The sequence below is a fragment of the Bacillus sanguinis genome, assembly GCF_018332475.1.
GTDB classification, from domain to species: Bacteria; Bacillota; Bacilli; order Bacillales; family Bacillaceae_G; genus Bacillus_A; species Bacillus_A sanguinis.
Genome location: NZ_BOQB01000337.1, coordinates 1 through 4367, shown reverse-complemented (window position 1 = coordinate 4367; position 4367 = coordinate 1). Strand labels below are relative to the sequence as shown.

The window sequence follows — 4367 nt, the reverse complement described above, 5'->3', positions numbered from 1 at the left end:
TTAACAGCGAAAAAGGTTTCGGTTTCATCGAAGTTGCAGACGGTAACGACGTATTCGTTCACTTCTCAGCTATCACTGGCGACGGCTTCAAATCTCTTGACGAAGGTCAAGAAGTTAGCTTCGAAGTTGAAGACGGTAACCGTGGACCTCAAGCTAAAAACGTTGTAAAGCTATAATTTGAACAATAAAAAGGTTGTTACCAGCACGGTTAACAACCTTTTTAATATATAACTAAAATTTTTTACATAAAAGGAGTGGTTACATGTATCGCAATCGAAAGAACGATGTAGCAGAAGTACCACCAGAACAAACCCCTGTCTGGGAATGTGAAGCAGAGGATTGTTTAGGATGGATGAGAAAGAACTTTTCATTTGAAGAAGAGCCTAAATGCCCTTTATGTAAAAGTAGCATGAAAAGCGGAGAACGTTTATTACCTAAGTTAGGTTAACTTTTACTTAACCCCTCTTATAAAAGAGGGGTTTTTTGTTATAGATTTATTTCCTCTACATCCGTTCGAACTATAGAATACAGCAGTGCATCATGTTGCTTATTTCCTTGATGAATATATCCACGTAATAACCCTTCCTTATGAAACCCTATTTTAGATAACATTTTACAAGAAGTAACATTTTCAGGGTATGTAATAGCTCCAATTCTAAATAAGCCTAAATCTTGAAATCCATAATGAATAATTTCCCCGGCCGCTTCTGACGCATAACCATTCCCCCAATAACGAGGATGTAAGTCATATCCAATTTCAGATCGTTTACTCCATAGCTGTAAATTATTCAATCCAATTGTACCTACTAAAGTATTTGTTTCTTTTAATACAATCCCCCATCGTATTGCCTTTTTCTCAAAGTAATTTTTTGAAAAAGATTCAATCATACGTGAAGCTTGTCCAAACTCCGTAAAGGAATTCATACCGTAATAACATGTTACCTCATCCAATGAAAAAATTTCATATATTTTTTGACAATAAGATTGTTCTATTTCAACTAAACGCAAACGTTCAGTTTCTAATATAGGAAATGCCATAGAATCATTCCTTTCTTTCTACTTGTTCATTATAGCAGAAAAAATATTTATAATTAGGAAAGTCCTTAATGTCCCATTAATCAAATATTTCAAGAGAAGCTTATTCTCTTAATTCAATACGAACTAAGAGTAACCCTTCTTGCATTTGCATGATTAGAAAAAATAAAGAGATGATCAAATTACTATGATCACCTCTTTATTCTCTATTTTAAAAATTAATTGTATTATTTTCATTTCCAACACTCCGCTCGTAATCTTATAATTTCAATCCCATACTCACTTTTCCCTTCTAAACCAACACCCTACCCCATACATTTATGGTAAAATATAGTTAGTGCCATATTTTATTGTGGAGGTGTAAATGTTCTATGTATATATTCATCGGCTTATCCCTCTTACTCATATTACTCATATTTTTATTCGCAAAAAAGTTCGCCCCAAATTCATTCATGATGACTAGTTTTAAAGGCAATAGCTTTAAAACATTTTCAATCAGCATGTTAATCGCCGCCACTCTTTCACTTTCCTATGGAATCTATCACGCAGCAACATATCAACCGAAACATTTAGATATCACACTTCAAAATCAAAACTTTACTATTTTCGGTAATGTTGGAGAGATTGGATATTTCTCAGAAGAATTACTAAAAAAAGATGCAGAAGTTAAACTATATTTTGCCTCGTGGAAACAAATGCAATTAAATAATCCAGAAATAATAGTAAACTATCCTTCCGGTAAACAGGAAACATGGAAACCGAACATTACTTTAATTCCTGCCAATAAATTAAAAGAACAATATAATATAAAAGAACTCTATCAACTCTCATCATATTCATTTAAAGAATCCGGGAACATTACATTAACGATTACCGAGAATAATACAACTAATAAAAAAGTCTCAATTCAAGTGAAATAAATAAAATGTCCCTCTAGCATAACGGAGGGACATTTTATTTATATATATGTATTCTATATTAATTTGACGGTTCCTATAATGTTTCCATTATTTCATTTGCAGTGTTCTTTCCATTTCCAATACACGCACCAATTCCGACACCGTAATAGGAAGCACCAGCTAAATATACATTAGGATAAAAATCCGTCATTTTTTCTTGTAATGCTTGAACTGCTTGATTATGTTCTAAATGATATTTCGGCATTAAATCTTTCCAATTTGTAACTTCAACTACTTCTGGTTCACCTTTAATTCCGAGACTCTTTTCGATATCATATAAAGCGACTCGTACTAATTCTTCTTCACTATAATTTTTAATCGTTTCATATACTGGATTGGTACTCTTATAAAACATTCTTACTAATAGCTTTTGTTTTCCAGATGTATGTTTCCACTTTCGGCTTGTCCATGTGCAAGCATCACAATGTAAATCACTGTTTTCCGTTACGATAAATCCTGTGCCGTCAGCCGGTAATTGTTCATCTAATATGTCAAATCCTAAATAAATACTTATAAGAGATGAGTTTTTAAATGTATGAAACTGCTCGTTTAACTCATTACACTGTAATAAAGATTCTGCGATATCATGCGGAGCTGCTAAAACAACATAATCAGCTTGGATTGATTCATGATTGGCAAAGGAAATTTCATAGTGATCACCTTGTTTTCTTACAGCTGTCGTTACAGCACCTTTCTTAACAACTGTCTCAGTCAGTACTTCTTCTAAACGATTAATAATCGTAGATAGTCCACCTTTAAATGATACGAACTTTTTGTTTCCCGCTGATTGAAACTGTTTTTTATTCACTTCAAAACCTTTAATGATACTTCCATATTTATTTTTATAATCCAGTAAATACGGTAATGTCGATGCCATAGTAAGTTCATTCAATTTACCGGAATATACACCTGAAAGCACTGGGGCAATTTGTCTTTCCACTAACTCTTTCCCTAAAAAGCTTTCTAAAAATACAGCAAGAGAAGTATCTTTTGTAAAGTCTTTATTTTTCGTTATGAAATCTTTTAAAGCAACAATTTTCCCTTTCGTTGATACTAGCGTACTGCTAAACAATGACTGGGCGCTCATCGGTATGCCAAATATAGTATCTGAAGGGATTGGATGTAAAGTATTATCAGAATATATGTAAGAAATACCCGTTTCGTTATATACCATTTCTTCTTCTAAATTCAAATCTTTTACGAGCGGCATTACATGTTCATTACGAGCAACGATAGAATCCGCCCCTGATTCCATAATAAATTCTTTTTTTTCTACACTATGGATTTTACCACCTAAGTATTTTTCTTTTTCTACAAGGATTAAATTTAAATCAACATTATAATCCTTTTTTAATTTTTCTAAATAAAACATAGTAGAAAGTCCCGTTATACCTCCACCGATAACAACAACTGTTTTCATATGTGCTGCGCTCCTAACCGATACAATTAATAATTCCTTTCTTATTATACCCAAAAGTCCTTATATTCGACTAGCAGCTTGCGCATTCTGTAAGAAATTAGACAATATATTCGAATAGACTCCTGGTTGATCATTATGTACTAGATGACCGGCAAACGGAATAACAGCAATATGAATATTGTTATTTAATTGTTTGAACGTTGTAGCAGCTACAACTTCATCTTCTGAATCTCCCCCAGCAATACAAAGTGTAGGTACTTGAAGATTAGCTACATCACCAGTTTCGTCGAATGGGTACCAATCTTTAACTTGCCACGATTCAAGCAATGCTTTCCAATCACTTTTTTCATGAATTTGATTCATATACGTTACTACTTCTTCATTTTCCATCAATTGCTCGTGACACTTCGCTTCATACTCCAGAGACTCTTCCCAATTATCCCTCTTAACCGGATAGATTCCTGAAAAAGTTAATGTTCTCACTTTCTCTGGATACTTTTTTGTAAATAATAAAGCGATTAATCCCCCTAGTGAAGCACCCGCTATATGACATCTATCAATTTGTAAATGCACTAACGTATCATATAAATCCTTAACAGAACGTAGAAAATAATTCTCCAATGTCCCTCCTGATCTTCCATGCCCTCTTAAATCAGGACGAATAACTTGATAATTTTGTTCTCGAAAAAATGCTGCCTGCTCTTCATATTCTACTAAACCTGTCATACCACCAGAATGTAAAAGTACGATTGGTTCCCCTTCTCCTGAAATGTACGTATGTAATATCATGTATCCCTCTCCTTTAAAACAGAATATTCCATCTATTACTAGTATATAGAATATACATTTGAATTTCCAAATAAAAAAGAACTATAACATTTTCACATCATGTCATAGTTCTTTCTATTTTAAAAACATAAAGTAATTAATCAATTTGTCTATTTCTTGGCTTA

6 protein-coding genes are annotated in these 4367 nt (G+C 33.0%); 3 read left to right on the top strand and 3 right to left on the bottom strand.

Features of this window, described 5'->3' with window-relative positions; translation table 11 throughout:
* Window positions 1-176, top strand: a 176-nt coding sequence (locus KI369_RS25335; RefSeq protein ID WP_212958081.1) for a cold-shock protein, incomplete at its 5' end; no start/stop codon positions are given.
* A gap of 86 nt (window positions 177-262) precedes the next feature.
* On the top strand, window positions 263-448 hold the full coding sequence (locus tag KI369_RS25330) for a cold-shock protein (RefSeq protein ID WP_000286198.1): 186 nt from the start codon (window positions 263-265) through the stop codon (window positions 446-448).
* A gap of 38 nt (window positions 449-486) precedes the next feature.
* On the opposite strand, the gene KI369_RS25325 is transcribed toward KI369_RS25330, so the two are convergent.
* Complete coding sequence (locus KI369_RS25325) at window positions 487-1038, bottom strand: GNAT family N-acetyltransferase (RefSeq protein ID WP_166705298.1); 552 nt, start codon at window positions 1036-1038, stop codon at window positions 487-489.
* Window positions 1039-1406: 368 nt separating this feature from the next.
* Here KI369_RS25325 and KI369_RS25320 point away from each other — a divergent pair, with 368 nt between their 5' ends.
* The gene (locus KI369_RS25320) at window positions 1407-1955 is read left to right on the top strand and encodes a hypothetical protein (RefSeq protein WP_212958079.1); all 549 of its coding nucleotides are present in this window, start codon (window positions 1407-1409) and stop codon (window positions 1953-1955) included.
* Window positions 1956-2028: 73 nt separating this feature from the next.
* On the opposite strand, the gene KI369_RS25315 is transcribed toward KI369_RS25320, so the two are convergent.
* Complete coding sequence (locus KI369_RS25315; protein ID WP_212958077.1) at window positions 2029-3414, bottom strand: protoporphyrinogen oxidase; 1386 nt, start codon at window positions 3412-3414, stop codon at window positions 2029-2031.
* A gap of 60 nt (window positions 3415-3474) precedes the next feature.
* Window positions 3475-4203 carry an alpha/beta fold hydrolase gene (locus KI369_RS25310; protein ID WP_212958075.1) on the bottom strand — a complete coding sequence of 243 codons (729 nt, stop codon included), beginning with the start codon at window positions 4201-4203 and terminating at the stop codon, window positions 3475-3477.
* Window positions 4204-4367: the final 164 nt, after the last annotated feature.